Source organism: Streptomyces sp. NBC_01635, from assembly GCF_045209715.1.
Taxonomy (GTDB): domain Bacteria; phylum Actinomycetota; class Actinomycetes; order Streptomycetales; family Streptomycetaceae; genus Streptomyces; species Streptomyces hirsutus.
Genome location: NZ_CP109277.1, coordinates 7,703,171 through 7,729,978 on the forward strand (window position 1 = coordinate 7,703,171; position 26,808 = coordinate 7,729,978).

Here is a 26,808-nt window from a genome sequence, read left to right on the forward strand (position 1 = left end):
ACATGGCATCCACCCCGACCACCCCGACAGCCTCATCCGCTGCGACGGCCCCACCCACCCTCACCCTCAAGGCCGGCACCTCCTGGGCCGACGCCTGGCAGCGCTGCCTCGCCGTCGCTCCCGAAGCCTTCCAGGACGACCGGGTCCTCAACCTCTGGAACGCCGCCTGGCAGGCCGACGGCCGGGCGCTGCCCGCCGCCAGCCCCGTCGACGGCAGCCCCGTGGCGGGCCCGCCACGTCTGGACCTGGGCACCGCCCGGCACGCCGTACGCGCCGCGCTCGACCAGCACCGCGCCTGGCGGCACGTCCCGCTGCCGGAACGCCGGGCCCGCGTCGGCGCCACCCTCGACGCCCTCACCGAGCACCGCGAACTGCTCGCCCTCCTCCTCGTCTGGGAGATCGGCAAACCCTGGCGGCTCGCCCAGGCGGACGTCGACCGGGCCATCGACGGCGTGCGCTGGTACGTCGACGGCATCGACGCCATGGTCGCCGGCCGCGCCCCGCTGGACGGGCCGGTGTCCAACATCGCGAGCTGGAACTACCCGATGAGCGTGCTCGTCCACGCCCTGCTGGTCCAGGCACTGGCGGGCAACGCGGTCATCGCCAAGACACCGACCGACGGCGGCGTCGCCTGCCTGACCCTGGCCTCGGCGCTCGCCGCCCGCGAGGGGATCCCCGTGACCCTCGTCAGCGGCGGCGGGGGCGAGCTGTCGGAAGCGCTGCTGCGGGCGCCCGAGATCGGCTGCGTCTCCTTCGTCGGCGGCCGCTACACCGGCGCCGCCGTGGCCACGGCCGTCGCCGACCTCGGCAAGCGGCACATCCTCGAACAGGAGGGACTCAACACCTGGGGCATCTGGAACCACTCGGACTGGGACGCGTTCGCGGCGGTCGTACCCAAGCTCTTCGACTACGGCAAGCAGCGCTGCACGGCGTACCCGCGCTTCGTCGTCCAGCGGCAGCTGTTCGACGACTTCCTGGCCGCGTACCTGCCCGCGGTGCGCACGCTCAGGGTCGGCCACCCGCTCGCGGTGGAGCACCCCGACGACCCCTTCCCGCGCCTGGACTTCGGCCCGGTGATCAACGCGGCCAAGGCGAAGGAACTGCGCGACCAGGTCGCCGAGGCCGTCGAACGCGGCGCCGTGCCCCTGCATCGCGGCAGGCCCGAGAACGCCCGCTTCCTGCCCGGCCAGGACACCTCGGCGTACGTCCAGCCCGTCACGCTCCTCGCCCCGCCCCGCTCGTCCCCGCTGCACCACGCGGAGCCGTTCGGACCGGTCGACACGATCGTCCTCGTCGACACGGAGGCGGAACTGCTCGCCGCCATGAACGCCTCCAACGGCGCGCTGGTGGCCACCCTGTCCACGGACGACCGGGCCACCTACGACCGGCTCGCCCCGCAGATCCGCGCCTTCAAGGTCGGCCACGGCACACCACGCTCCCGGGGCGACCGCGACGAGCTGTTCGGCGGGTTCGGCGCGTCCTGGCGCGGCGCGTTCGTCGGCGGCGAGCTTCTGGTGCGGGCCGTGACCCAGGGTCCTGCCGGTGAGCGGCTGCCGGGCAACTTCCCGGAGTACCAGCTCATGCCGTGAGGGCGTCGGACCCCCGGTAGCCGTTCCGCCACCCGGCCTCGGACCTCCGTCCAGGGGCACGGAAACGCAGGTGAAAGGCACTGCGAAACCTTGGTATGGTTGTCCACGTCGCCGCAGGGGATCACTCCTGACACGGCGGCAAGACACCTGGTCCGGGTGGCGGAATGGCAGACGCGCTAGCTTGAGGTGCTAGTGCCCTTTATCGGGCGTGGGGGTTCAAGTCCCCCCTCGGACACTCGCTGTGGCGATGTGAAAGCAAGGGTCTCAACCCAACGGTTGAGGCCCTTTCTTCGTGTTGGCGAAGTCCCCGTGAAGACGACACCGCGGCCCTCTTCCCCCCGCACAAGGGGAAGAGGGCCACGGTGGGACGCGGCCGGCTCAGGGGGCCACGGCGGCGGACTCGTCCCGGCTCTCCTGACCGACGCCGGCAGGGGCCTCGCCCTCGTCGAGGTCGATGTCCTTGGTCTCCTTGCCGATGAGCAGCGAGACCAGGGTCAGCAGCGCCATCGAGGAGAGGTAGACGCCGACCAGCCACGGTGAGCCGTCGGCGGCTTCCCACAGCGCCACCGCTATGAACGGGGCGACGGCCGCGCCGAGGATCGAGCTGACGTTGTACGAGATGCCGGAGCCGGTGTAGCGCACGCTCGTCGGGAAGAGCTCCGGCAGGAGCGCGCCCATCGGGCCGAAGGTCATGCCCATCAGCGTGAAGCCGAGCACCAGCCACAGCACCACGCCGAGCGTGCCCATGCCGATCAGCGGGACCCACACCAGCCCGAAGACCAGGATCGCGGCGGTGACCCAGATCAGGGTGGAGCGGCGGCCGTACTTGTCGGCGAGCGGGCCGGAAATCAGGGTGAACGCGGCGAAGAACAGCACCCCGAAGATCATCATCAGGACGAAGGTGGTGTAGCTGTACCCCAGGCCCGGCACGGCGGCGTCCTTGGCGGTACGGCCGTAGCTGAGCGAGAACGTGGTCATCAGGTAGAAGAGCACGTACGTCGCCAGCATGAAGAAGGTGCCGAGGACCAGCTGCTTCCAGTGGCTGCGGAAGACGGTGGCCAGCGGCAGCTTCCGCACCAGCCCGGCCTCACGGGTCTGGGAGAAGACCGGCGCCTCGACCAGGCGCATCCGCACCCACAGGCCGATCACGACCATCACGGCCGAGAACAGGAACGGAATGCGCCAGCCCCAGGTCAGGAAGGCCTCGGAGGGCTGCGAGGGGTCGGCGCCCGCGCTGGACGGCAGGAGCGCGCCGATGATCAGGAAGAGGCCGTTGCCGATGATGAAGCCGAGGGGCGCGCCCAACTGCGGGAACGTGCCGTAGAGGGCGCGCTTGTTCTTCGGGGCGTTCTCCGTGGCGACCAGCGCGGCGCCGCTCCACTCGCCGCCGAGCGCGAAGCCCTGGGCGAGCCGCATCAGCACCAGCAGCGCGGTGGCGATCCAGCCCGCCTGCTCGTACGTGGGCAGCATGCCGATGAGGAAGGTGGCGATGCCCATGGTGAGAAGCGACGCCACCAGCGTGCCCTTGCGGCCGAGCCGGTCACCGAGGTGTCCGAAGACGACGGCGCCGATCGGGCGCGCGACCATCGCGGCGCCGAACACCGCGAACGACGAGAGCAGCGCCGTGGTCGGGTCGCTGTTCGGGAAGAAGAGCGAGGGGAAGACCAGGACCGCGGCGGTCGCGTAGATGTAGAAGTCGTAGAACTCGATCGTCGTGCCGATGAGGCTCGCGACGAGGACGCGGGACCGCGAGTTGGCGGGTGCCTGGGCCGGGCTGGTGGCTGGTGCGGGCATGTCTCGGTCTTTCGCACGAGGGCGGAGAACAGGCGCCGGCGGTATGCCGCCGACGGCCCGCCCGGCAACGGGTCTTCCCTGGGGAAAATCCGTATGTACGGTACAGGCAACTTAAGGTTCCCAAACATCTCACTTGTCAGTCGGCGTGTATCAAGATGTGGGACGAACTCTGGGTGCCGGGCGCCCTGAGCGTGAGCGGGCGGACCACGGGAGCCGGTCCCCTTTCCCCACGTCAAGGGCCTGGACGGTGGGCGGGAGCGGCTCCGCGCGGGCGATTGCGGCCGGCCCCGTGGGTGCTTCCGGGCCCGAGCGAGCGAGCCGGGGCGGACGGAGGCGGCCCGGGACGGACGGAAGCGGCCCGGGGCGGACGGAAGCGGCCCGGGGCGGACCCGGAGCAGCCGGCGGACGAACGGCGAACGGCGAACGGCCTGCGGCACGGGATCCGGGGGAAATCCCCGGGCCCGTGCCGCAGGCCGTCGTCAGGTCGCCGGACCGGACCGCCGCCGGGTCGCGGCGGTACCGGAAGGGCTGACTCAGTCGTCGCGCGCTTCGGCCTCCACCGGCTTCGGGATCATGAAGGACGTCGCGAAGGCGGCGGCCAGGATGATCACTCCGGCGATCATGCCGGCGGTGTAGTCGGCGGGCGACGTGGGGTCGTCCGGCAGGGCCGCCGTCTTGACCGCGTACAGCAGCGCGAAGCTGAGGCCGGCGCCGAGGTTGAACGCCCCCGCGTTCAGACCGGGCAGGAATCCCGGGTTCTCCTTGGGGGACAGGACGATGCCGAGCCCGTTGAGCACGATGTTCGCCACGCCCGCGTAGGCGACGCCGACCAGGATCGAGGTCAGCAGCAGCATGGCGCGGGACTGGGAGTCGAGCGTGAGGATCATCAGGACCACGCCCGCCACGGCCCCGATCAGCCCCAGCCGCAGGATGCGGCCGTACCCGTGCGTGGCGGCGAGCCGGCCGGCGAGGGGCCCCATGGCCAGGCCGGCCAGGGCGTACGGCGTGAGGGTCCACCACGCGGACTGTTCGGCGCTCATGCCGAGTCCGGCGTTCCCGTCCTGGGCGAGTGCCGGGATCAGCCCGTTCATGACGGCGAACACGCCCGTCATGGTCAGCAGGGTGGTCAGCAGGGTCGCCCAGGTCGAGCGCTGCTTCAGGTGCCGGGTGGCGACCAGCGGGTGCGTACTGCGGTCCTCGGTCCGCCAGAACAGGGCGAAGGCGACCGCGCCGACGACGATGAGGACGGCGACGAGGAGCCAGTTGGCGTCGGCGAGCTTGCCGGCCTCGTTCAGCGCGGTGAGCAGCGCGCCGACGGATACGACGAGGAGCGCGACACCCGGCCAGTCCATCCGGTCCGCGGCGGGCGCCTTGGTCTCGGGGGTCAGGGTGGCGACCAGAACGGCGGCGAGGACCGCTACGACGCCCATGGTCCAGAAGACCGAGCGGAAGCCGTAGTTGTCGGCGAGGTAGCCCCCGGCGAGGGCGTCGACACCGGCGATGCCGCCGTTCACGGCGGTGATCACTCCCAGCAGGGTGCCGTACCTCTTCGGCTCGGTCACCTCCTGCCGCAGCATGATCAGGCAGAGGGGGACGACCGGGCCGGACACACCCTGGATGATGCGGCCGACGAACAGCACGGGCACGCTCGGCGCCAGGGCGGCGACGACGCAGCCGACGGCCATGAGGGCCAGCATGCCGGCCAGGACCTTGCGTCGGCCGATGACGTCGCCCAGCCTCGGCAGGAAGAGCGAGAACAGGGCCGCCGAGGTGAAGAACGCGGTCTGGGTGAGGCCGATCTCGGCCGAGCTGGCGCCGAAGCTCTCCTCGATGTTCTTCAGCGCGGGGCTGAGCATGCTCGCGTTGAGCTGGAAGGCGAAACAGGCGGCGAGGAGCGCGGCCATCAGCACGCCCACCCGGGTCGTGCGCCGGCCCGATGCCTCCTCGGGCCGGCTCGTGGTGGTGGGTGTGCTCATGCCTCGACGTCGCCGATCCGCTCGAGGGCGTCCACCACGAGGTCCCAGAAGCGCTCGCGGTCGAGCTCGACCGCGACCTGGGTGTTGCAGTCGGCAGGCGCCGGGGCACGGAAGTCCGTCACGGTCATGCCCAGGGTCAGGCCGCCGCTGAGTTCGACGTCCACGGGAGCCTTGCGCACCGTCATGACGCTCGGGTCGATCACGTACGCGACCGCGCACGGGTCGTGCACGGGCGGGTGCTCGAAGCCCTGCGCCTCCTTGTAGGTGGCGCCGAAGAAGTCCAGGAGTTCGCCGACGAACTTGGCGGGCTTGGTGCCGACCGCGGCGATCTTCTCGGCGACCTCGGGCGTCGCCAGGGCCTGGTGCGTCAGGTCGAGACCGACCATCGTGACCGGCCAGCTCTCGTTGAAGACGATGTGGGCGGCCTCGGGGTCGATGATGATGTTGAACTCGGCGACCGCGCTCCAGTTGCCCTCGTGGTAGCCGCCGCCCATCAGGACGACCTCGCGGACCCGCTCGACGATGCGGGGCTCCTTGCGCGCGGCGAGGGCGATGTTCGTCAGGCCCGCCGTCGGGACGATGGTGATCTCGCCGGGCTCGTGCGACATCACCGTGTCGATGATGAGGTCGACGGCGTGCCGGCGGTCCAGCTCGAGGGTCGGCTCGGGCAGCACGGGGCCGTCCAGACCGGTCTCGCCGTGGATGTCCGGCGCCGTTTCGATGGCCCGTACCAGCGGCCGCGGGCAGCCGGCGGCGAAGGGCACACCGGTGATCCCGGCGATGCGCGCCACGGACAGGGCGTTGCGGGTGACCTTCTCCAGCGTCTGGTTGCCGACCACGGTCGTGACGGCGACCAGGTCGATGTCGGGGTTGCCGTGCGCCAGCAGCATCGCGATGGCGTCGTCGTGCCCGGGGTCGCAGTCGAGGATGATTTTCCTGGTCATCGGGAGAGCCCCTTTGCTCTAGCGGGTCTGTGAGGAGGTGGATCTCCCCAGGGGCGGCCGCGGACGGGCCACTGCGGAGGGTGCGTCGGCTCACGTGTCCGGCGCCGAAGGCGGCAGCGGTCTCCGCCGCGTTGTCGGGGCATCGACACGCACGGAATCGCCGTCGCCGGCCGAAGGCGTGGGCATTGCTGCCCACCTCTTGGCCATAGAGTGGGAAAACGTTCTCCGAGAATCTCATCCAAGCATCCACTGTTGTCAATGTCGGACATCTCATACTTCGATGTAGATAGGCAGGGACTCGGTGGTTGCGTGGTGGTAACGTTTGCCGAAATTGTTTCCGGGAGGCCGTTTCCGGCCCGGTGGGCCCCACCGGGCCCAGCGCAGCCGAACCGAACGAAGGGGGCCGTACGGTGACCGACGTCACCTTGAGAGAGGTGGCCCGCGCATCGGGCTGCTCCGTCGCCACGGTGTCCCGCGTCCTGGCCGGAACCCGTCCGGTCGGGGCCGAGACGGCCCGCCGGGTACGGGAGGCGGCCGAGAAGCTCGGCTATCGGCCCAACCAGGTCGCCCGCGCCCTGCGCAGCCGCTCCACCGGCACCGTCGGCCTCGTCCTGCCGCAGATCACCAATCCCTTCTTCCCCTCCCTCGTGCGGGAGGTGGAGCACGCCCTGCACGCCGAGGGGCGTGCCGTGCTGCTCGCCGACTGCGACGACGACCCGGAGGTCGAGGCCGCCCGGGTCGCCGACCTCCTGGACCGGCAGGTCGACGCCCTGCTGATCATCGCCGTCGACGAGAGGCAGAGCCGGGACGCGGTGGCGAAGGCCGCGGCCCACGTGCCGCTGGTGCTGCTGGACCGCGGCTGCGGCCCCGGCATCGCCGACCTGGTCACGACCGACAACGCCACCGGCATGGCGCTCGTCCTCGACCATCTGGTCTCCACCGGCCGCCGCCGCATCTGCTTCGTGGGGGCCGCCGGAACCGGCTCGGCGGCGGTCGAGCGGCTCGCGGCATACGAGGCCGAGACCAAGGCCCTGGGCCTGCACGGCTTGGGACCGGTCGAACTCGGCGATTTCTCGCTGGAGTGGGGGCGGGCCGCGGTGGACCGGATCCTGCCGTCCCGGCCGGACGCCGTCGTCTGCGCCAACGACCTCATCGCGATCGGCGCGCTGCAACGGCTGCGGCAACTCGGCGTGGACGTCCCGGGCGACATCGCCGTCACCGGCTTCGACGACATCCCCATGGCGGACCTCGCCGACCCGGCCCTGACCACCGTCCGCCAACCCGTGCGCGCACTGGCCGCCGAAGCCGTGCACCTGCTCGGCCATCGGCTGGCCGGACAGAACGACGGGCCACGCCGGCTGGTCCGTCTCGCCCCCGAACTCGTCGTACGCGCCTCCAGCGCCTCCAGCGCCTCCAGCGCACCCCGCGCGTCCTCGGCCGAGGACACCCGCAGTACCCGCACCCCAGAGGTAGAACAGTGATCGCAGTCGTCGGAAGCCTGAACCTGGATCTCGTCACACCGGTTCCCGGGCATCCGGTCCCCGGTGAGACCGTCCTCGGCGGTGACATCGCCCAGCACCCCGGTGGCAAGGGCGCCAACCAGGCCGTCGCCGCCGCCCGGCTCGGCGGGGACGTCGCCTTCGTCGGCCGGGTCGGCGCGGACGACGCGGCCGACGTGATGCTCGACGCCGTCCGGGCGGAGGGCGTGGACGCCACGCACATCACCCGCACCCCCGGAGTGCCCACCGGCCGCGCCCTGATCGCCGTCGACCCGGCGGGCGAGAACACCATCATCGTCAGCCCCGGAGCCAACGCCCGCCTGGGCGCCGCCGACTGCGAGGCAGCGGCGGACCTGCTGCGGAGGGCGGCCGTGACGGTCCTCCAGCAGGAGGTGCCGGACGAGGCCAACCACGCCGCCGCGCGGCTGGCCGGGGGCATCGTGCTCCACAACCCGGCCCCCGCCGTCGCCGGCGCCGTCCCTCCGTCCCACGTCGACGTGCTGGTCCCCAACCGCACGGAACTGGCGGCCCTCACCGGCACGCCCGTGCCGGAGACGATCGACGACGTCGTCGCGTCGGCACGCAAGCTGACCGGGGCCGGCGCGGTGATCGTCACGCTCGGCGGCGACGGGGTACTCCTCCTCGAAGGCGCCTCGCACCTGCACATTCCGGCGTTCCGTGTCCGGCCCGTGGACACCACCGCCGCCGGTGACTCCTTCTGCGGCGCGCTCGCCGTCGCCCTCGCCGAGGGCCGCACCCTCGAACAGGCGGCCCGTTGGGCCTGCGCCGCCGCCGCGATCAGCACCACACGAGCGGGCGCCCAGCCCTCGCTCGCCCGCCGCGACGAGGTGGAGGCCTTCCTCGCCGGGAACGGCTGAAACGCCGTTCCGGCGGGAGGCGCCGGGTCCTGCCGTGGCTGAGGGGACGGGGCGCGCGGCGGCGAGCCGACGAGCCGGCGCCTGAGCCTCCGGCGCCTCGCCCGGGGTCTCGGCGCGGTTCACGGCGGACCGCCGAAGTCGCGGCCTTCCCGCCACGCCGCCGGTCCCGGCCCACGCCGAAGATCTCAACTTGAGAAAGAATCCGGACAAGATCGTCTTGATGTGCCCTACACCTGTTGAATAGCGGTCTCCTGAAGCCGTATACGCGGCAATCATGCCCCCTCACCGGGAGATCTGATGGTCCTCCGCTCTCTCTTCCGCACCGCACGGTCTGCCGACGACGCCAAGCCGGCATCGTCACCGGCCCCGCCGACGGGCACAGGCACCCGGACGTTCCTTGCCGACCCCTCCCTGACCAAGATCTCCGGGGAATGGCTGTTCGACCAGGCGCACAGCACCATCGGGTTCGCCGCCCGGCACGCCATGGTCACCCGGGTCCGAGGGAGCTTCACCGACTTCGACGGCTGGCTTCTCCTGGACGGTGAACGACCAGAACGCTCCGGAGCCGGAGTAGTCGTTCGGACGGCCACCGTCGACACCCGTGTCGCGCAGCGCGACCGTCACCTCTGCAGCGCCGACTTCCTCGACGTCGAGCGCTACCCGACCATCAACTTCCGCAGCACCTGCATCGAACAGGTCGGTGAGGACCGCTTCCGGATGACGGGCGCCCTCACCGTCAAGGGCCGCACGCATCCGATCACCATCGACCTCCTCTACACGGGCTTGGTGGTCGACGCCTTCGGCGTCGAGCGGATCGGCTTCGACGGCACAGCCCTCGTCAACCGCAGCCAGTGGGACCTCACCTGGAACGCGAAGCTGGAGACCGGTGGCCTGATGGTCAGCGAGAAGATCGAGCTCGAGTTCGACATCTCGGCGGTCCGTGTGCCCTGACCGCGCCCGGCTCGAGCATGGTTGAGGTCAAGAGGTGATCGACCACTGACCTCTTGGAGCAGATCACCGAGGCGAGTCGCGAGGCCGTCACTGCGGCGGACGGACCTCGGGGTGGACCAGGAGCCGCTCCCGCCAGAGGCGAGCAGCGACAATCCCCACAGCTGGATCGTGGATCCCCCTTCTCGTCTCCGCCCGCCTCGCGTGAGACGCTCGCTCCCCTTGCGACCAGCAAGAAGCCCACCGGATCCGATCCGTCTCCCGGACCGGAGCGCCGCTGCTCGGCCCGCAGTGCGCACTGCGGGCCGCCGGCCGTTTCAGCCCTGGATCCGCTTGTCGTGTCCCGCCCACTCTCCATCACGGAGGACGAACTTCTGGATCTTGCCGGTCGACGTCTTCGGCAGCTCCGGCACGAGGACGACCTCTCGTGGCGCCTTGTAGTGCGCGATCGTGCTCCGCACGTGCGCGATGAGTTCCTCCGGACTCGGTGTCCGGCCCGCCTTGGGGATGACGAAGGCCTTCGGACGCTCGCCCCACTTCTCGTCGGGAACGCCGACCACGGCCACTTCGAGAACGGCGGGATGGCTCATCAGGGCCTGCTCGACCTCGACCGTCGAGATGTTCTCCCCGCCCGAGATCACGATGTCCTTCTTGCGGTCCCGCAGTTCGACGTACCCGTCGGGGTGCATCACACCGAGGTCACCGGAGTGGAACCAGCCACCCGCGAAGGCCTTCGCCGTGCCTTCCGCGTCCTTGAAGTAGCCCTTCATCACGTTGTTCCCGCGCATGACGATCTCGCCCAGGGTGACGCCGTCGGCGGGAACGTCCTTCATCTCGGAGTCGACCACCCGGACCCGCTCGGCCTGGATCATGCCGACGCCCTGACGGGCGATGAGGCGCGCCCTCTTCGACGGCTCGAGGTCCGCCCACTCGGCCTGCTCCTCGCAGACCGCGTAGGGGCCGTAGACCTCGGTCAGGCCGTAGACGTGGGTGACGGCGAAGCCCTTCTCCTCCATCTGGCCGATCGTGGTCGGGCTCGGCGGCGCGCCGGCCGTCGTCACCTGGACCGGCGACTCGAGGCGACCGGCCGTCGTCGCGTTGAGGATCGAGGTGATCACGGTCGGAGCGGCGTTGAGATGGGTCACCCCGGCATTCCGGATGCGGTCCCAGACCACCTCCGGCCGGACTTCACGCAGGCACACGTGACGAGCGCCGACGGCCGTGATCGCCCAGGGAGTGCACCACCCGTTGCAGTGGAACATCGGCAGGGTCCACAGGTACACGGAGTCCTTCGTGAACCCGGAGTGGAGTGCTTCGCCCAGTGCGTTGAGGTACGCCCCACGGTGCGTGTACATGACGCCCTTCGGGCGGCCGGTGGTGCCGGATGTGTAGTTGATCGAGATGACGGAGTTCTCGTCCTCCACCGTCCACGTCAGAGGATCACCGTCCGCGGCTCGCGCGCGCAGGGCCTCGTAGGACATCGACCGCCGGCCCTGCGGTGTGCTCCCGTCGCCGACCCACACCACCTGTTCTACGTCCGTGTCACCGGCGAGGGCCCCGAGGACGAGGTCCTCGAACCCTCGGTCGGCGATGAGGACCCTGGAGCCCGAGTGCTCCAGGATGTACCGGATCTCCTCCGCGGACAGGCGGGTGTTCACGGCCACGAGCACGCATCGCGCCAGGGGAACCGCGAAGTGGGCGACCAGCATGGGCGAGTTGTTCGGGAGCAGGCAGGCGACCCGGTCACCGGGTTCCAGCCCCAGGGATCGCAGACCGAGGGCCACGCCCATGGCCTCCTCGCCGAGCTCCGCATAGGTGAGGCTGCGGTCGTCATCCAGGACCGCGGCCTTGTTCGCCCACACCTCGGACGATCTCTCCAGGAACGACAGAGGAGTGAGCGGCGTCACGAACGTCTCGGGCATGGCGGTCCACTCTCCGAAGACTTTTTGGGGCAATTGATTTGAGACGATCATCCAATGTCAGGGATCCGGTCGTGGTCAAGAACAAGCAATGGACCTGATCCGACTGGAGTCCTCCGGTCATCACGCGGTGAAGCCGTACAAGACGGCCCTGGTCAAGGATGGCACCCCGGCCACCTCCTTCGCCGTGGGCGACGTGCGTACGGAGTTCGGCCGGCTGCGTGCATGCCCCGCCGCGCGCAACGGGTTGCGGTGACGGGCTTTGCGCGCCGGCCCGGAAATCGTTTTGAACGCGTTCGGAGAGCGCTCTATAGTCGTGCAGCCCGCGACTGATGGTGAGCATGACAGCTGTTGGTTTCCGCGTGGAACCTGCGCGAGTCAAAGGGCGGCGAACCGCCCCCGCGCAGGACCGGACGACCGAAACAGGGGACCCCACCGCATGAACACGCATTCCGGCCGGCGCGCCAGAACCGCCGCCGCGGCCACGGGACTGGCAGCCGTGTTGCTCGCCGCCACCCCGGGCATCGCCACGGCGGCCAGGGAGAACCTTCCGCCGCTTCAGCCGAGCATCGACACCCTCACTGCCAACTGGAGCAAAGCTTGCTCCGCCGAACCCGTCCACGTCCCCACCGCGCCCGAACTCCGGGCCGTCGTCGAGGACACGACGGAGGACAACCAGGAGGGGGAGACCAACGGGGCCGGGGCCGAGTTCGAGGCCTGGTGGACCGACGCTGACGGAACCCCGCAGCGCCGCAGCCACACCTCCGGCATCGTGCACTCTCCGACCACCCAGTTGTGGCGGACCCCCTCCGACCTCCCGGCCGACACCGTCGTCTCCTGGCACGTCCGGGCCGTCGACCGCGAGGGCGCGACCTCCGCCTGGAGCGACGAGGCCCCCGGCATCACCTGCCGGTTCGTCATCGACACGGTCAACCCCGAGCCGGCGACGATCGTCTCGGAGCAGTACCCGGACGACGACAGCGGCTGGCACGACGGCGTCGGCGTCTACGGCAGCTTCACGTTCGACTCCCCGTCCGAGGACGTCGTCGAGTACGTCTACTCCGTCCTCGGCTCCGCCCCCAAGCGGGTCCGGCCCGAGGAACCGGGCGGACCGGTCACCGTCCGGTGGATGCCGGAGGACAGCGGGCCCTACCACGTGCAGGTCCGCGCCGTCGACCGGGCCGGGCGGTCCAGCTCCCAGACGACTTACTGGACGCGCGTCGCCACCGGCCGCGCCCCCGTCGCCCGCTGGAAGCTCGCCGATCCGGCCGGAGCCGACAACGCCGCCGCCGAGGCCGGCCCCGTGGCCCGCGCCGAGGACGGCGTCGTCTTCGGCGCCCCCGCACCCTCCCGCACCGACCTCACCTCCACCGTCACCCTCAACGGCCGGGGCAACAGCTACCTCACCCCGGACGCCCCCGCGACGGACACCGCCAGGACCTTCGCCCTCTCCGCCTGGGTCCGCCCCGCCGCCACCGACTCCCCGATGACGGTGGCCAGCCAGGACGCCGCCGACGGCACCTCAGCCTTCACCCTCGGCCTGCGCCCGACCGCGGACTCCCCGGCCACCTGGGCCTTCCGCTACGGTGCCACCACCCTCACCGGCGGCAGCGCCTCCGCCGGCGGCTGGGCCCACCTGACCGGCCTGTACGACACCGAGGACGACACCCTGCGCCTCTACGTCAACGGCAAGGAGGTCGCCTCCGAGACCGGCGTCGCCCAGGTGGCCGCCCCCGGCGCCTTCCAGATCGGCCGCGCCCGCGGCGACGGCGGTGCGCGCTGGCAGGGGGAGATCGGCGACGTCCGTGTCTGGGACCGGGTCGTGCCCCGCAAGGAGATCGAGAGGCTGGGTTCCCGCCCCGCCGAACTGGCCGCCGCCTGGGACATCGAGCGCACCGACGACGGTGTGATCCCCGACCGGGACGGCGACAAGCCGCTCACCCTGCACGGCGGCGCCGGCTTCTACACCCCCGACTACGACGCCTGCTTCGAAGACCCCGAGTGCGTCGAGTTCCCGGCGGACGCCCTCGACGGCAACGACCACCTGGCCCTGGACGGCACGGACGACTACGCCGCCACCGATGGCCCCGTCGTCGACACCGCCGACAGCTACAGCGTCGGCCTGCGGGTCCGCTTCGCCGACACCACCCCCGACCGGCCGACGACCCTCCTGTCCCAGGGCGACGCCGACAGCGACGCCTTCAAGGTCCGCTACGACCCGGCCGCGTCCGAGTGGCAGTTGGTCGTCACCCGCGGCAGCGAACCGGGCGCCGCGGAGACCGTTGTCGCCGGGCCCGGCGCTCCCACGTCCCACACCGACGAAGTGGTCGTCGTGTACGACGACTCCGAGGGCCACATCACCTTGTACGTCAGGGGCGAGGCCGTGGCCACCACGGAGTTCAACGCCTCCTGGAGCGCCCCCGGCCCGCTTCAGATCGGCCGCGGCCACACCGCCGACGGCGGCTGGGGCGAGTACTTCCACGGCGGGGCGGACACCGTCCGCGTCTTCAACGGAGCCCTCACCGCGTCCCAGGTGAGATCGTTCGCCTACCTCTACTGAGGTCCGCGGGAGCATCCTCCACCTGTTCCCGACCCCGCTCCTCTCCTATGTCCCCCAGGCCCCGGACCACTTGGTAGTTCGACCGGATGCCCAGTGGGCCGGGACCCATGCGGTGCCCGGTTTCCGGGGCGTGGTGGCGGAAGACAGCGCAGCGGAGGCCGGTCCCGGGGCCGGCACGGAGGTCCGAGCCCGCCGGCAGCATGGCGGCCCTTCGGCACCCACACGCGGAGGGGCCGCCACCGGCGCCGCCCCGCCCGCGACAACGGCCTGGAGGCCAGGCTCAGCGACCGGGAACCGCGCGACGAGTGCGCGGGCCGGTGGCCGCGGGGCTTCGCCAAGCTGGACTGAGCCGCACCGGGACCTGGACAGGGCGGTACGGGAGCCGGCGGAGTGGCTCGGCCACCGGGACGGCGCGGGAGCTCGTCGAGGCCGTCGGCCTGCTGAGGGACGACGCCGGTGCCGGGGACGATCCGGACGACCCGTACACCATGGTCAGAACCGGGTACGACGCCATCGTCGAGGAGCTCGGCACCGGATGGAACTCCGCCGCCGACTGCGAAACGGCCATCGAACTCGCCAGCCTCGCCCCCGACGACGCACGGTGGGCACTCACCTGCCTGGGGACCCTCCAGGTCTTCGACCGGGACGGCACGCGCCTGCGCGTCGAACCGGTACTCCACTCGGCTGACCCGGACGACGTGACGCTGCGCCCGGATGAGTACCCCGACTACGGCCCCGCCGAGTTCCTCGACCAGCGCGGGGGCCGAGCACCAGGGACCCGCGGCTCAGGTCGGCCCATCGGTATGCGGTGAGTGCCGCGTTTTCCCCCGGCTGGGCTCATGGCGTCACACTCGGGACATGCCCGAAATGACAGCTATAGGGGGTGTCGTTACGTTCATCGCAGGTCGGTCGCCCGGCCGACGTCCGTGAGACAGAGAGAACTGACATGCCCACGCGTACATTTGCTGTGGCCGCTGCCGGCTTAGGCGCGGCAGTCCTCGCAGCCACCGGTATCACCTACGCCTCGACCTCCGGATCCACCCTGACGTCTCCATCTGTTCACCACGAGGCCGCACCTGTCCAGCGGGCTGCCCAACCCGTCCAACAAGCCGCCCAGCCTGCCCAACAAGCAGCCCCTGCCGCGGCTTCCTCGGGCGGCGACAGCGCACGCGGAGAGAAGAAGGACGAGGGCCGCGACCACGAGGGCGGCGGACGCGGCTACGGCCACAAGGAAGAAGGAAGGATTTACTTCAACGAACGTGAGTACTCCGCCGCCGCTGGGGGCTGCGTCACCGCGGCCAGCGGACTGGGCTCCAGCAGCTTCAACGTTTTCAATGACAGCCGGAAGACTGTCCAGGTCTTCCGCGGCTTCACCTGTGACAACGGCGCTCCGGTCGCCACCGTGGGTCCCCACGGCGCCACCAATGGCGTGGTGACCCGTACCGTCCAGGGGAGCCTGTTCGGTGACGGTGGTGTCGTGGGCAGCTTCCGGGTGATCGGCGACTACGACGAGTGGTGACAGCGCCGCCCGGAGCTCTGAGGGGCTCTCCGCTTTCCTGGACATCGGAGCCGTGTGCGCAGGTTCGAATCCTGCCGGGGGCACCCCTTCTGAGGTGCCTAAAGACCCCGTGCCCAGCGGAAACGCTGAGTGCGGGGTCTTGTCGCATGTGCAGGCGAGTGCGGCCCCGTGCAGCGCCATGACAGTGATCACGTAATGGCGACACAATGAACCTTTCCCAGTAAGTAAGCACGACTCTGCGTGATCGCCTAGTCTCGATCTTTTGTGACGGGCCGCCGACGGAGTCGGCGGCCCGTTTCGTTACCGCTGGTCGAGGTCGGGCAGGCCGTGGGCCCGAGGGTCGTCTCGGGTGGACGCCGGGTTCCACTGCTCCGGGCTGGAGCGTTCTCTCGCAGGGGCGGGTGAATCTGCTGGTCAGCCGGGGTTCGGTAGGAGTGCGAGACGTTCGAGGGCGGTGGTGATCTCGCTGGTCCAGGGCCAGCGGCGGGCGAGGCGGAGGATGCGGCGTCGGCCGGTGGTGACGAGTTGGCCGGCTGCGGAGAACAGGCGGAACCGTATGCGGCGCGGTTCCCAGAGGCGGGCCTTGCCGGTCAGGGCGAGCATGGGCATCCTCCCCCAGACTCCGTCCGGGGTGCCCCCAGCCGGCAGGTCGAGCGCGAGCTGGACGATCTCCATCCAGACCTTGTTCCGCGCGGTGTCGTGCAGGGGCAGGTTGCGCAGACCGGTCGCGCGGGCGGCCCGGATCCGGTCCTCGGCCCGGGCCCGCAGCCGGTGACGGAGCTCGAGTTCGGCGATGGGGCGGCCGGCGGTGTTGGTGACGAACAGGTGATCCGCATGCCGTCCGCGTCGGTGATCCTCAACTGGGCCCCGGGAGGGGGCCGTTCCCTGCGGACGATCAGCCGCATCCCTTTCGGCCAGCCGTCGAGCAGGTCGCCGGTGAGTTCGGCGACCCAGGCCCCTTCGCGGACCTCGTCGCCGGTCTCGACGGCCGGGGTCCATGCCGACGCGGGGATCTTCAGGACGTGCTGGTGGATGGTTTCGGTGATCACCATGCCGACGGAGTAGGACAGCCGGCGCCCGCTCCGGGCGAGCCAGGAGACGAACTCGTGGGTGCCGCCCGCGGAGTCGCAGCGGATGAGGGTCTGCCGTCCGCGCCGGTACTTCTTGGGCAGTTGGGCCAGGGCGAGACGGGTGGTGGTGATGTGGTCGGCGGCGGTGTTCGAGCCCGCGTTCCCGGGGCGGAGCAGAGCGGCGACGGGTTCGCCGGTCCCGCCCGGCCCGTGGTCGACGAACCCCATCAGGGGGTGGTGGTCGTAGGTCTTCTTCCAGGTCGGGGCGGCATCCTGCTTGTCGGAGTGGGATACGACCAGGACTCCGTCCAGGTCCACGATCACCTGCCCACCGGTGTCCGGCGCCCGACTGCCGGCCAACGTCCAGGCGCGTTGGCGCACTCCAGATCGCGCGGTGCGGATGGCGGTCAGTGCCTTCTCGCCCGCGGTGGCGAGGGTGTCGACCAGGCGGGAGACCGTCGGGTCGGAGGCGACCGGCCCGAACACGGCCGGCTCGGCCCGCAGGCGGGCGATGTCGGCGAGGCAGTTCCCGCCCAGCGCGACCGTCAGCACGGCGTCCAGGAGGATCTTGCCCGGGTCGTGGACGGCCCGCGGCTTCCGCCAGGGGGCAAGCGCTGCGGAGATGGCCTGGTCAAGGCCGGTCTTGCGGACGGTTTCGAGCAGCAGGACCGAACCGGCCTGCGAGAGCACGGCTTGGCCGTCACTCCGGACAAGGACATGGGGGTAGGAGCCGGTAGGCTTCTTCACCTGGAAAGTGCCCCTGGATTCAGCGGGAACAAGGACCTCGACAATCCTCATTCTCGCTGGGCAGGGGCACTTTTTGCTGAGCTGACCACCTGTCGGACAGCCCGCCTCATGAAAGCGCGAGGCTAGTGTTTCCCCGGTGGAGAAAAAGGGCGGATGGCGGAACTCGTACACGTCGGGGCGATGACGAGTTTCCGTGGCGCATGGGCGACTGCCACGGGTTCAGGAGTAACGACTGTGTGGAGGTCGCGCATGCTCTTTGAGTCGCGCCCATGCACGGCAGTGGGGAGCGGGACGGTCCTCGGCTCACGCGGTCAGGTCAACCTGGGGTGGTTTCATCCGGTATGCGGAGGCCTGGCCCGCTGTCACTGTCGTACGCCTGTATGGAGTGCGGCATCCCATTGTGATCATGCGGGCTGTATGTCCTATAGTCCCGTCCTTCACCGCCTCTTTTCATGTCACAGGCAACCACTAGGATCTGCCCGAGGGCCTGACCATGGGGAACGGTGGCCCTTGAAGGACACGAGGAGCGGGGAACAGGCATGCGGGAAGGCCGGTGGGCCACGGTCACCGAGTCCGAGTTCGAGCACGAACGCCGCGGCCTGGAGGCGATCCGCCAGAAGCTGCCGGACGCCGATCCATGGCGGGCCTGGTCGAACTTCACCTTCACCGCCAACACCGGCCACGTCCGCGAGGTCGACCTGCTGGTCGTCGCCCCCGGCGGTGTCTGCATGATCGAGCTCAAGGACTGGCACGGCTCGGTCACCTCCGAGAACGGCACCTGGGTCCAGACCACCCCCGGCGGCCACCGCCGCACCCACGGCAACCCGCTGCACCTGGTCAACCGCAAGGCCAAGGAGCTGGCCGGCCTGCTCGCCCAGACCGGCGGCAAGCGGGTCTGGGTCGCCGAGGCCGTCTGCTTCACCGACAACAGCCTGCGCGTACGGCTGCCCGCCCACGACCAGAACGGCGTGTACACCGTCGACGAGCTGGTCGAGATGCTCGAGCGGCCCCCGCCCGACGAGCGCCGCCGCATCACCGCGATCGGCTCGCGCGAGATCGCGGGAGCCCTGAAGAAGATCGGCATCCGCAAGAGCGACGCCCAGTACAAGGTCGGCCCCTACGAGCTGGAGCGGAAGTCCTTCGACTCCGGGCCCACCTGGGCCGACTACCTCGCCCGCCACAGCGACCTGCCCGAGGCCGCCCGCGTGCGGATCTACCTCAGCGAGCGCGGCTCCGAGGCCTCCCTGCGCCAGTCCGTCGAGAACGCCGCCCGGCGCGAGGCCGCCGTCCTCGGCCGTTTCAAGCACCCCGGCGCCGTCCAGCTCAAGCAGTACTTCCCCTCCGGCCACGCCGCCGGACCCGCGCTGATCTTCGACTACCACCCGAACACCCTGAAGCTGGACGAGTACCTGGTCCAGTACGGCGAGAAGCTGGACATTCTCGGCCGGATGGCGCTGGTGCGCCAGCTCGCCGAGACCATCCGCTCCGCGCACGCCAGCCGTATCCACCACCGGGCGCTCGCCGCCCGCTCCGTGCTCGTCGTCCCCCGCCCGCGCGGCGGGAAGGGCCGGGCCGTCGGGGAGGAGGCCGCCTGGCTCACCCCGCAGCTGCAGGTCTCCGACTGGCAGATCGCCACCCAGCGCAGCGGCGACTCCTCCCAGGGCCAGGGCATGACCCGGTTCGCCCCGACCGCCCTGTCCGTCCTGCACCTGTCCGACGACGCCGATGCCTACCTCGCGCCGGAACTCACCGCTCTCAGCCCCGACCCGGTCTACCTCGACGTGTACGGGCTCGGCGTCCTCACCTACCTGCTGGTCACCGGCAAGGCCCCCGCCGCCAGCCAGGCCGAACTGCTGGCCCGCCTGGAGGCGGGGGAGGGCCTGCGCCCCAGCTCCCTGGTCGATGGCCTCTCCGAGGACGTGGACGAGCTGGTGCAGGCCGCCACCGCCTACCGGCCCGGACAGCGCCTCTCCAGCGTCGACGAGTTCCTGGAACTGCTGGAGATCGTCGAGGACTCCCTCACCGCCCCCGCCGCGGCCCTCGACGGGCACGCCGAGGAGGAGACCGGGGCGACCGCGGACAAGGACCCGCTGGAGGTCGTCGCCGGCGACGTGCTCGCCGACCGCTGGGAGGTCCGTCGCCGCCTCGGCACCGGCTCCACCAGCCGCGCCTTCCTCGTTCGCGACCTGGAGGCGGAGACCCGCAGGACACGCCCGCTGGCCGTGCTGAAGGTCGCCCTGTCCGACAGCCGCGGCGAGATCCTCGTCCGCGAGGCCGAGGCCATGCACCGCCTGCGCCCCCACTCCGGCATCATCCGCCTCGTCGAGCCCGAGCCGCTGCACATCGGCGGCCGCACCGTCCTGGCGCTGGAGTACGTCGGCGACGAGCGCGACGACGGCGGCCAGGGCGCCGAGGGCACGGCCCGCCCGCGCCGCCGCGAGGAGACCGTCGCCCGCCAGCTCCGCGAACACGGCCGCCTCCCGGTCGACCAGTTGGAGGCGTACGGCGACTACCTCTTCGGCGCCGTCGACTTCCTGGAGGGCGAGGGCGTCTGGCACCGCGACATCAAGCCCGACAACATCGCCGTCCGCGTCCGCCCCAACCGCACCCGCGAGCTGGTCCTCATCGACTTCTCGCTGGCCGGCTACCCGGCGAAGAGCACCGACGCGGGCACCGACGGCTACCTCGACCCCTTCGTCGAGGTCATCACGCGCGGCTCCTACGACTCGCACGCCGAGCGGTACGCCGTCGCCGTCACCCTGCACCAGATGGCCTCCGGCGAGCTGCCGAAGTGGGGCGACGGCAGCGTCCTGCCCCGCATGACCGACCCGAAGGAGTGGCCGCACCCGACGATCGCGGCCGAGGCCTTCGACCCGGCCGTGCGGGACGGGCTCGTCGCCTTCTTCCAGAAGGCCCTGCACCGCGACGCGGGCAAGCGGTTCCCCGAGCTCAAGCCGATGCGGGACGCCTGGCGCAAGGTCTTCCTCGACGCCTCGCAGACCGTCCCCTCCAGCCACCGCACCCGCCCCGCGGCCCCCGCCGAGGGGACCGCACCCGCCGAGGGCGCGGCCGCGGGCATCGCGGACGCCGAGCCGGAGACCGCCGAGCAGCAGCGCGACCGGCTCGCCGCCGAGGTCACCCGCGACACCCCGCTCACCGTCTCCGGCCTCACGCCCGCCGCCCAGTCCTTCCTCTACGGCCTGGGCCTCACGACGGTCGGCGAACTCCTCGACCACAGCCGCCGCAAGCTCGTCAACGCCCCCGGCCTCGGCGCCAAGACCCGCAACGAGGTCCAGCAGCGGCAGCGGGAATGGGGCGAGCGGCTGCGCGAGGCCCCCGTCTCGCCGCTCACGGCGAAGGGTCGGGCGGAGGCGAAGGAGGAGCTGGAGCAGCTCACCGCCGCCGAGTCGGCCCTCGTCGGGCAGCTCGCGACGGGCGAGTCGGCGGGCGCCCTGTCCGCCCGCACCCTGCGCTCGGTCAGCCTCGACACCCTCGCCACCGTCTTCGTGCCGGCCGTCAACAACAACGGTTCCAACCGCAACAAGGCGGAGATGGTGCGGCTGCTGCTGCGCCTGCCCGACGAGCAGGGCGTCCTGCCCGGCATCGGCGTCTGGCCGAAGCAGAAGGACGTCGCCGACGCGCTCGGCCTCAGCCACGGCCGCATCCCGCAGATGCTCAAGGACGAGCGCAAGCGCTGGAAGGCGGAGCCCGCCGTCCAGGCGCTGCGGGACGAGATCATCGACCTGCTGGTGAGCATGGGCCGCGTCGCCTCCGCCGTGGAGATCGCCGACGCCCTCGCCGTCCGGCGCGGCACGCACCTCGCCGGACGCGAGCAGCGGCGCGCGATGGCCCTGGCGGCGGTGCGGGCCGTCGTCGAGGTCGAGCAACTGGTGCCGCAGGAGGCCGAGTTCCAGCACCAGCCGAACCGCAAGGCGACCGACGAGTCGCTGGGCGCCGGTCTCCTCGCCCTCGACGTGCGCGAGAGCGACGGCCCGGACACCCCGACCGCGCCCGGCCTGCTCGACTACGCGACCCGTCTCGGCAAGACGGCCGACCGGCTCGCCCGGCTGGACACCCTGCCGACGGCCGCGACCGTCCTGGCCGAACTGGGCGCGCTGACGGTCCCGCCCGGCGCCGTCGACTGGGACGAGCGGCGCATGGTGGAACTGGCCGCCGCCGCGTCCGTGAACGCCGCCGCCACCCCGCGCCTGGAGATCTACCCGCGCGACCTGTCGCTCGTCCGGGCGCTGCGCCTCACCCAGGCCGGGCTCGTCCGCTGGATCCCGGGCGTTCCGGAGGGGCGGCAGCCCGGTCTGACCGGCGAGGACGTGCACGAGCGGGTCCGCGTCCGCTTCCCCGAGCTGGTCGTCCCGGACGGGCGCGGCGGCACGACCCACGACCTGCCGACGGGTGGTCCGCTCACCAAGGCGCTGCGTGACGCGGGCTTCGAGCTGTCGCTGAGCATGCGCGAGGACACGGGCACGCTGCGCTACCTGCCGACGCGGGTGGACGAGGCGTCCAGCTACCTCACGACGGGCGCGTGGCGGCAGTCGACGCGTACGGGAGCGGTGACGCGGTATGCGGACGACCCGCAGCTCGCGGGCGCGGTGCGCGCGGAGGAACGGCTGCTCGCCTCGGCCCGCCGGGACGGGTACCGGGTGCTGACCGTGCGGCAGCAGCTCGTGCGGGACGCGGTGCGGGAACTGGGCGCCGAACGGCTGGGCGCACAGGCCCTGTCGGTGACCGAGCTGTTCCTGGAAGCCTTGCACGGGCAGGTCACGCCGGGCACCAAGCCGACCTGGGAGACCCTGCTCAAGGCGGACGCCGCCGAGCCGGGGTCGAAGGGCGCGGTGCGGTTCGCGGAGTACGCGCGCACGGCGTGGGGCTCGGTCGAGCCCCGGATCGTGGAGCTGCTGGGCAACGGTGGCAGCAGTGCGGGTCCGGTCCTGCTGACGGAGGCCGGGGTGTTCGCCCGGTACGACGCGATGGGCGTCCTGGACCGGCTGGCATCGGCGGCTCGGCGGGGCGGGCGGGGGCTGTGGCTCCTGGTCCCGCAGAGTGACCCCTCGCGTGAGCCGAGGCTCGGGCAGGTGGCCGTGCCGTACCAGGCCGGCCTGGGGGAGTGGATCCAGCTTCCGGACACGTGGGTGGGCAACGCCCACCGCGGGTCCGGCGAGATTGTGGCAAGTGGTGTCGAGGGAGACGCGAAGTGATCGACCGCAAGGCTCTGTTGGACGACCTGAAGCAGCAGGTCAAGGCGGTCGAGGCCGACCTCGGCAAGCAGGTGAAGGCGCTCGAGGAGGTCGGCGCGCGGCTGCGTGCCGAGTACGACCAGGCGCGCAAGCTCGGGCGTACGGCGGCGACGTGGAACTCGTGGCTGGACGAGCGGGTCACGCAGGTCGCCGTGGCGTGGGTGCTGGGCACGGTCTTCGTGCGGTTCTGCGAGGACAACCGGCTGATCCCCGAGCCTTACCTGACCGGTCCGGACGGTGACCGGCGCGAGCTGGCGGAGTCGCGGTACGACGCGTACGTGGAGTCGGACGACAACCCGACCTACCGCGGCTGGCTGGAGAAGGCATTCGAAGAGCTGGGCCAGGGCCAGGCCGGCCGCCTGCTCTTCGACAAGCGGCACAACCCGCTGTACCAGGTCCCGCTCTCGCACGACGGTGCGCGCGAGCTGGTCGAGTTCTGGCGCCAGCGGGACGAGGCGGGCGTCCTCGTCCACGACTTCACCGACCCGCTGAACGAGGACGGCACGGAGGGCTGGGATACGCGGTTCCTGGGCGACCTGTACCAGGACCTGAGCGAGGCCGCGCGCAAGACGTATGCGTTGCTCCAGACGCCGGAGTTCGTGGAGGAGTTCATCCTCGACCGGACGATGAACCCGGCGGTGCGGGAGTTCGGGTACGAGGAACTGAAGATGATCGACCCTACGTGTGGGTCGGGGCACTTTGTGTTGGGGGCGTTTCGGCGACTGGTGCGACTGTGGGGGGAGGGGCAGCCGGGGCGGGACGTGCATGAGCGGGTGCGGGCTGCGCTGGACTCGGTGCACGGGGTGGACATCAACCCGTTCGCGGTGGCTATTGCTCGCTTCCGCCTGCTGGTTGCGGCGATGGCAGCGAGTGGCGTGCGGACGATGGTGGAGGCAGCAAGATACGAGTGGCCGGTCCACCTGGCGGTCGGCGATTCCCTCATTAAGGCTAGGCAGTTGGAATTGACGCTGGGTGGGGACGAGGACGCGGTAGACGACCCGCTAGCTTCGTTCGCGTATGCGACGGAGGACGTGCACGAGCACCCGGGCATTCTCCGACAAGGCCGCTATCACGTAGTAGTGGGAAACCCGCCCTACGTTACGGTCAAGGACAAGAACCTCAGTGCGCTATATCGGGAATTGTATGATGCCTGTGCACTGCAATATGCGCTATCCGTGCCATTTGCCCAAAGGTTCTTTGAGTTGGCTCGGCGTGGAGATCGTGATGGTAACGGTTATGGCATGGTCGGCCAGATCACAGCGAACTCGTTCATGAAGCGAGAGTTCGGGACGAAGCTGATCGAGAAGTACTTCCGTGACCAGGTTGAGCTGACTGAAGTGATTGACACTTCAGGCGCGTACATTCCCGGTCATGGCACTCCCACTGTCATTCTTGTAGGCAAGCGTCGTGAAGGTCGTGCGCGCTCCAGTACTATTCGCACAGTACGGAGCGTGCAAGGTGAACCTGGGGCCCCTGAAAGTGCCGAAAAGGGCAAGGTGTGGACTGCGATCGTAGAGCAGATTGATAAGCCAGGTTCTATTAATCAATGGGTTTCGGTTGATGACCTGGAACGCGTTCGCTATTTTGGTAGGCAGCCCTGGATTTTGGCTTCCGGTGGCCTTGAAATGGTTGAGCAGTTGGGGGCAGTGCAAGCGAGTAAGGTCTCTGACGTGAGTCGGACTATCGGTCGTTATGCTCACACTGGAAGTGACTCTGCCTATTTCTCTCCGGTGGGGACTTGGGAGCGCCAAGGTGTCAGTAGTAGCCACGTTGTGGCGCTAGTGGAGGGGGAGTCGATCCGGGATTGGGGGATTCTGCCTGAACTCGAATCTATCTTCCCTTACTCTGCGGAATTGACGGCTGAGCTGTCAAGGGATATCGAGCCGCTTCTCTGGCGTTACCGCCCAGTCTTGCGTGAGCGGCGAGAGCCGGGCGGTACCCATGAAGAAATTGGTCTAACTTGGTACGAATGGAGCCGTTGGCATCCCGAAAGGTACTCGGTTCCCTGGGGGATCGCGTTCCCGTTCGTTGCGACGCATAATCACTTCGCGCTCGATCGGGGGGGTAATGTATTCAAGCAAACTGCTCCCGTGATTAAGCTCCGTGAAGGAGCAAGTGAGCGGGATTACCTTCAGATGCTAGCCCTTTTGAACAGTTCTACCGCTTGCTGCTGGCTCCAGCAGGTCTCCCATAACAAGGGTGAGGGTGGCGGAGCGCGCGTTGACGCTGGATATGCGGCTATGGGAAGTGAGGCGTGGAAAAATTCCTTCGAATTCACTGCGACAAAGTTGCGGGAATTTCCGTTGCCGGTTCAGTATCCTGCTGTGCTTGGTGAGGCGATTGACAGGCTTGCGCGCCAGGTAAAAGTCACAAGCCCTGCAGGTGTTGCTGCAGAGGTCGCACCGACGCCTAGCTTGCTTAGGGAAGCCAAGACCCGCTGGGAGTCCACTCGCGCCCGCATGATGGCCCTCCAAGAGGAGTTGGATTGGCAGGTTTACTCCCTTTACCACCTTCACCTTGAAGACCTCCGCGTCTCCGAGGATCCCGATGACCCCAACATCCCCGAACTACGCCTCGGTGAGCGCGCCTTCGAGATCGTTTTGGCCCGCCGCGTAGCCGCAGGCGAGGTCAGTGATGAGTGGTTCAGGCGGCATGGCTCCACGCCCATCACAGAAATTCCCGCCCACTGGGCCGCCCCCTACCAGGAGATCGTCCAGAAGCGCATCGACGCCATCGAGTCGAACCGCGCCATCGGCATGGTCGAGCGCCCCGAGCACAAGCGCCGCTGGGCTACCGAGGGCTGGGACGCGCTCCAGGAGAAAGCCCTGCGCTCCTGGCTGCTCGGTCGGATGGAGAACCGCGACCACTGGTTCGACGAGGACGGCCAGCCCGCCATCCTCACGCTAGCCCGTCTCACCGATGCCCTCTCCCGCGACGAGGACTTCGTCTCCGTCGCCAAGCTCTACGCGCCCCGCAAGGAACTGTCGAAGGTCGTCGCCGAGCTGATCACCGACGAGCATGTGCCGTTTCTCTCTGCCCTGCGTTACAAGCCATCCGGCCTGAAGAAGCGCGCCGACTGGGAAGAGGTGTGGGACCTCCAGCGCAAGGAGGACGCTGCACCCGACGAGCCCACCAAGCGGAAGATCCGGGACTCCATCGCCGTGCCGCCGAAGTACACATCGGCTGACTTCCTCCGCCCGTCCTACTGGAAGGCTCGCGGCAAGCTCGACGTGCCCAAGGAGCGGTTCATCTCCTATGGGCAGAATAACGCCGCCACCCCCGAGCTGTACGGCTGGGCCGGCTGGGATCACAAGGAGCAGGCGCAGGCGCTGGCGACGTACTTCACCAACACCGCGCTGTCCACCGAGGAGATCACACCGTTCCTCGCCGGCCTGCTGGAACTCCAGCCGTGGCTGTCCCAGTGGCACGACGAGTTCGACATGCTCTACAGCGGCTCCCCGGCGGACTTCTTCGCCGGTTACCGCCAGCAGAAGCAGGGCGAGCACGGACTCACTGACGACGACCTCCGTGGCTGGCGTCCTCCGGCCGCGACCCGAGGCCGTCGCGCAGCAGTGAAGCAGTAGTCAGGAGCAGATCAACGTCCGTCGGTTCAGGGGCCACCCGGTGCATGAGCGGGTGGCCCTGTTGCCGCACGCGCAGCTCCGCCCACACGGTTTTGCCCGGGGCGACCTGGCGAGGGGTGACGCCCCAGTCGTCCGCGAGGGCGGCGACGAGAAGCAGGCCCCGGCCAGACTCGGAAAGCGAGTCGGCCGCCGGAGGGCTGGCGGGAGGCTGTTTCTCGGCGCGTGTGTCGGTCACCTCGATGCGGACGATGTCCTTAGCCAGGGTGAGGTGGAGGTGGAAGTCCCGGCCGGGGAGGTGGCCGTGGCGTACGGCGTTGGCGCTGAGTTCGGCCGTGATGAGCGTGAGCGTCTCGTTGACCGGGCTCGTGTAGGGGTGGCCCGAGTCGTTCAGGCGGTGCGAGACGAGTCGGCGGGCGAGGCGGGCACCGCGCGGAGTTGAGGTGAAGCGCATGGTGAACTCGCGTTCGGGTGCGGGGTACTGCGGCACATGCCCGTTCGGGGGAGTTGCTGACTTCATAGAGTCAACGGT

The 26,808-nt window shown here is 70.0% G+C and carries 15 protein-coding genes, 2 tRNA genes and 1 pseudogene; 12 read left to right on the plus strand and 6 right to left on the minus strand.

The window, feature by feature from the left end; genetic code table 11:
• Positions 1-2: 2 nt before the first annotated feature.
• Both OHB56_RS35740 and OHB56_RS35745 read left to right on the plus strand, forming a co-directional pair.
• A complete protein-coding gene (locus OHB56_RS35740) occupies positions 3-1,589 on the plus strand; it encodes an aldehyde dehydrogenase family protein (RefSeq protein ID WP_406357922.1) in 1,587 nt (528 codons plus the stop codon).
• A 150-nt stretch (positions 1,590-1,739) separates the two neighbouring features.
• Positions 1,740-1,824: transfer RNA gene (locus tag OHB56_RS35745), tRNA-Leu, on the plus strand.
• Positions 1,825-1,967: 143 nt separating this feature from the next.
• Here OHB56_RS35745 and OHB56_RS35750 read toward each other — a convergent pair.
• The 3 genes from OHB56_RS35750 to OHB56_RS35760 all read right to left on the minus strand — a co-directional run bounded on the left by OHB56_RS35750 (position 1,968) and on the right by OHB56_RS35760 (position 6,303).
• Positions 1,968-3,383 (minus strand): MFS transporter, encoded by a 1,416-nt coding sequence (locus tag OHB56_RS35750; protein ID WP_406357924.1) that lies wholly within the window; start codon positions 3,381-3,383, stop codon positions 1,968-1,970.
• A gap of 533 nt (positions 3,384-3,916) precedes the next feature.
• Positions 3,917-5,359: an MFS transporter gene (locus OHB56_RS35755; protein ID WP_406357926.1), complete on the minus strand. Its 1,443-nt coding sequence runs from the start codon at positions 5,357-5,359 to the stop codon at positions 3,917-3,919.
• Complete coding sequence (locus OHB56_RS35760; protein WP_055594216.1) at positions 5,356-6,303, minus strand: nucleoside hydrolase; 948 nt, start codon at positions 6,301-6,303, stop codon at positions 5,356-5,358. Before OHB56_RS35760 ends, OHB56_RS35755 begins: the two co-directional genes overlap by 4 nt.
• 410 nt (positions 6,304-6,713) lie before the next feature.
• On the opposite strand from OHB56_RS35760, the gene OHB56_RS35765 reads away from it, so the two are divergent.
• The 3 genes from OHB56_RS35765 (at position 6,714) to OHB56_RS35775 (ending at position 9,631) form a co-directional block, all read left to right on the plus strand.
• Positions 6,714-7,784 carry a LacI family DNA-binding transcriptional regulator gene (locus OHB56_RS35765; protein ID WP_406357928.1) on the plus strand — a complete coding sequence of 357 codons (1,071 nt, stop codon included), beginning with the start codon at positions 6,714-6,716 and terminating at the stop codon, positions 7,782-7,784.
• On the plus strand, positions 7,781-8,680 hold the full coding sequence (gene rbsK, locus OHB56_RS35770) for a ribokinase (protein WP_406357930.1): 900 nt from the start codon (positions 7,781-7,783) through the stop codon (positions 8,678-8,680). The genes OHB56_RS35765 and rbsK overlap by 4 nt, the downstream gene beginning before the upstream one ends.
• Positions 8,681-8,977: 297 nt before the next feature.
• Positions 8,978-9,631, plus strand: coding sequence for a YceI family protein (locus tag OHB56_RS35775; protein ID WP_406357932.1), 654 nt, complete (start codon positions 8,978-8,980; stop codon positions 9,629-9,631).
• Positions 9,632-9,945: 314 nt separating this feature from the next.
• On the opposite strand, the gene OHB56_RS35780 is transcribed toward OHB56_RS35775, so the two are convergent.
• The gene (locus OHB56_RS35780; RefSeq protein ID WP_406357934.1) at positions 9,946-11,550 is read right to left on the minus strand and encodes an acyl--CoA ligase family protein; all 1,605 of its coding nucleotides are present in this window, start codon (positions 11,548-11,550) and stop codon (positions 9,946-9,948) included.
• An 88-nt stretch (positions 11,551-11,638) separates the two neighbouring features.
• On the opposite strand from OHB56_RS35780, the gene OHB56_RS35785 reads away from it, so the two are divergent.
• The 5 genes from OHB56_RS35785 (at position 11,639) to OHB56_RS35805 (ending at position 15,709) form a co-directional block, all read left to right on the plus strand.
• The gene (locus tag OHB56_RS35785; RefSeq protein ID WP_406357936.1) at positions 11,639-11,803 is read left to right on the plus strand and encodes a hypothetical protein; all 165 of its coding nucleotides are present in this window, start codon (positions 11,639-11,641) and stop codon (positions 11,801-11,803) included.
• A 183-nt stretch (positions 11,804-11,986) separates the two neighbouring features.
• Positions 11,987-14,107, plus strand: a complete 2,121-nt coding sequence (locus OHB56_RS35790) for a LamG domain-containing protein (RefSeq protein WP_406357938.1) — start codon at positions 11,987-11,989, stop codon at positions 14,105-14,107.
• Positions 14,108-14,424: 317 nt separating this feature from the next.
• The gene (locus OHB56_RS35795; RefSeq protein WP_386399454.1) at positions 14,425-14,919 is read left to right on the plus strand and encodes a hypothetical protein; all 495 of its coding nucleotides are present in this window, start codon (positions 14,425-14,427) and stop codon (positions 14,917-14,919) included.
• Between the two features lie 134 nt (positions 14,920-15,053).
• Positions 15,054-15,626, plus strand: coding sequence for a hypothetical protein (locus OHB56_RS35800; protein ID WP_406357940.1), 573 nt, complete (start codon positions 15,054-15,056; stop codon positions 15,624-15,626).
• A 4-nt stretch (positions 15,627-15,630) separates the two neighbouring features.
• Positions 15,631-15,709: transfer RNA gene (locus tag OHB56_RS35805), tRNA-OTHER, on the plus strand.
• A gap of 331 nt (positions 15,710-16,040) precedes the next feature.
• On the opposite strand, the pseudogene OHB56_RS35810 reads toward OHB56_RS35805, so the two are convergent.
• Positions 16,041-17,443, minus strand: a pseudogene (locus tag OHB56_RS35810) (IS1380 family transposase).
• A gap of 539 nt (positions 17,444-17,982) precedes the next feature.
• Between OHB56_RS35810 and pglW the strand changes: the two are divergent.
• Together pglW and pglX are read left to right on the plus strand one after the other, a co-directional pair.
• A complete protein-coding gene (pglW, locus tag OHB56_RS35815; RefSeq protein WP_406357942.1) occupies positions 17,983-22,656 on the plus strand; it encodes a BREX system serine/threonine kinase PglW in 4,674 nt (1,557 codons plus the stop codon).
• Positions 22,653-26,279, plus strand: a complete 3,627-nt coding sequence (pglX, locus tag OHB56_RS35820; RefSeq protein WP_406357944.1) for a BREX-2 system adenine-specific DNA-methyltransferase PglX — start codon at positions 22,653-22,655, stop codon at positions 26,277-26,279. Before pglW ends, pglX begins: the two co-directional genes overlap by 4 nt.
• Here pglX and OHB56_RS35825 read toward each other — a convergent pair.
• Complete coding sequence (locus OHB56_RS35825) at positions 26,206-26,796, minus strand: ATP-binding protein (protein ID WP_406357946.1); 591 nt, start codon at positions 26,794-26,796, stop codon at positions 26,206-26,208. The genes pglX and OHB56_RS35825 overlap by 74 nt on opposite strands.
• Positions 26,797-26,808: the final 12 nt, after the last annotated feature.

Excerpts from the sequence above, each read along its gene's own strand:
- OHB56_RS35740 (WP_406357922.1), top strand. The coding sequence starts at position 3 with ATGGCATCCACCCCGACCACCCCGACAGCCTCATCCGCTGCGACGGCC.
- OHB56_RS35750 (WP_406357924.1), bottom strand. The coding sequence starts at position 3,383 with ATGCCCGCACCAGCCACCAGCCCGGCCCAGGCACCCGCCAACTCGCGG.
- OHB56_RS35755 (WP_406357926.1), bottom strand. The coding sequence starts at position 5,359 with ATGAGCACACCCACCACCACGAGCCGGCCCGAGGAGGCATCGGGCCGG.
- OHB56_RS35760 (WP_055594216.1), bottom strand. The coding sequence starts at position 6,303 with ATGACCAGGAAAATCATCCTCGACTGCGACCCCGGGCACGACGACGCC.
- OHB56_RS35775 (WP_406357932.1), top strand. The coding sequence starts at position 8,978 with ATGGTCCTCCGCTCTCTCTTCCGCACCGCACGGTCTGCCGACGACGCC.
- OHB56_RS35780 (WP_406357934.1), bottom strand. The coding sequence starts at position 11,550 with ATGCCCGAGACGTTCGTGACGCCGCTCACTCCTCTGTCGTTCCTGGAG.
- OHB56_RS35785 (WP_406357936.1), top strand. The coding sequence starts at position 11,639 with ATGGACCTGATCCGACTGGAGTCCTCCGGTCATCACGCGGTGAAGCCG.
- OHB56_RS35790 (WP_406357938.1), top strand. The coding sequence starts at position 11,987 with ATGAACACGCATTCCGGCCGGCGCGCCAGAACCGCCGCCGCGGCCACG.
- OHB56_RS35800 (WP_406357940.1), top strand. The coding sequence starts at position 15,054 with ATGCCCACGCGTACATTTGCTGTGGCCGCTGCCGGCTTAGGCGCGGCA.
- pglW (WP_406357942.1), top strand. The coding sequence starts at position 17,983 with ATGCGGGAAGGCCGGTGGGCCACGGTCACCGAGTCCGAGTTCGAGCAC.
- OHB56_RS35825 (WP_406357946.1), bottom strand. The coding sequence starts at position 26,796 with ATGAAGTCAGCAACTCCCCCGAACGGGCATGTGCCGCAGTACCCCGCA.